Source organism: Mesorhizobium sp. WSM3879, from assembly GCF_002294915.1.
Taxonomy (GTDB): Bacteria; Pseudomonadota; Alphaproteobacteria; order Rhizobiales; family Rhizobiaceae; genus Mesorhizobium.
The window spans coordinates 1-1,644 of record NZ_NSFZ01000035.1 but is presented as its reverse complement, the minus strand read 5'-3'; the positions used below and the strand labels follow the sequence as shown (position 1 = coordinate 1,644).

Annotated in this window: 1 protein-coding gene; it reads right to left on the bottom strand. The window is 68.6% G+C overall.

Annotated features, from left to right (window positions below; all coding sequences use genetic code 11):
* Nucleotides 1–1,644, bottom strand: a 1,644-nt coding sequence (locus tag CK218_RS29875; protein ID WP_245435247.1) for a condensation domain-containing protein, incomplete at both ends; no start/stop codon positions are given.

Here is a 1,644-nt window from a genome sequence, read left to right as displayed (position 1 = left end):
ACCTGCGCCTCGAACAGCTCGTGGATGCACTTGTGCGACGGATAGTCCGCTTCCGTCCGGTTCAGCTCCTCCAAAAGGTAAGTCCGCTCCTCGCGCGGCAGCAGCTCGATGCGGCCCACCGGCTGCGCGGCATCGGCAACCATCGCCCGCAGCAGCGCCAAGAGATAGCCGCGCTGCCGCTCGATCGTGGCTTCGTCGAACAGTGCGGTCGCATAGTGCAGCTTTCCGGCGAGCTCCTCGCCGCTCTCGCCAAGGCTCAGCTCCAGGTCGAACTTGACCTGGTCGTAGGCATTGCCCACAGCCTCGACCGCGAGCCCGGGCAGGTCAAGCCGCTCGACGGCCGCGTCCTGCCAGGCCAGCATCACCTGGAACAGCGGCGTGTGGTCGAGCGCGCGCTGCGGCTTGACGATCTCAACCACCTGCTCGAACGGCAGGTCCTGATGCTCCTGCGCGGCAAGCGCGGTGCGCCGCGTGCGTTGCAGAAGCTGCGCCACGCTCGGCGCGCCCGACAGATCCAGGCGAAGCGCAAGCGTGTTGACGAAGAAGCCGATCAGCTCTTCGATCTCGCGCCGGCCGCGATTGGCGCTCGGCACGCCGATGACGATGTCGTCCTGCCCTGACAGGCGCGACAGAACCGCCGCCCAGGCCGCCAGCACCGTCATGAACAAGGTCGTGCCCTGCTGGCTGGCCAGCCGCTTCAGCCCGCGCGTCAGCGCCGGATCGATGACCACCGGCACGCCGGCCCCGGCAAACGACTGCTGGGCTGGGCGCGGCCGGTCCGTCGGCAAGGCAAGGCGAGCAGGAGCCCCCGACAGGGCCTCGCGCCAGTGACGGGCCTGGCTCTGCAGCCTGTCCCCCGACAGCCACTGCCGCTGCCAGGCAGCATAGTCCGCATACTGGATGCCGAGCGGCGCCAAGGGATCATCATGCCCGGCAGCGAAGGCCCGGTAGAGCTGACCGAGTTCCCGCACCAGCACGCCCATCGACCAGCCATCCGAGACAATGTGATGCTGCGTCAGCAGGAAGACGTGCTCCTCATGCGACAGCCGGATCAGGCGAGCGCGGATCATCGGCCCGCGCGACAGGTCGAAGGGCGTGTGCGCCTCTTCACGGCACAGGTCCTCAAGGGCCGCCTCAGCATCGGCCCGGCCGCACAGGTCGTGCTCGACCGGCGGCAGACCAGCATCCGCCGGCAGGACCCGGACCCAGGGCTTGCCGTCGGGCGCGACAAAAACATGGCGCAACGCCTCGTGACGCGCAAACACACCATCGAGGCTGCGCTGCAGGGCCGCCCGATCGAGCCGGCCCGTCAGCCGCAAGGCCATCGGGATGTGGTAATTGGTGCCGGCCTCGTCCAGCTGCGCCAGGAACCACAGCCGCTGCTGGGCGAAGGAGAGCGCAAGCGGCTCATCGCGCGAGACGGCAACAATCGCCGGCAGGTCTTTGCGATCGGCGCGGCTCAAATCTTCAACGATGCTTTCCGCCAGATCGCAAAGCACCGGCCTGGCGAAGAGCGTCGACAGCGGCACCTCGACACCGACGGCCGGCGAGAGCCGGCTCAGCAGCCGCACCGCCAGCAGCGAATGGCCGCCGAGCTCGAAGAAGTGGTCGTGGCGGCCGACCCGATCGAGCCCCAGAAGCTCG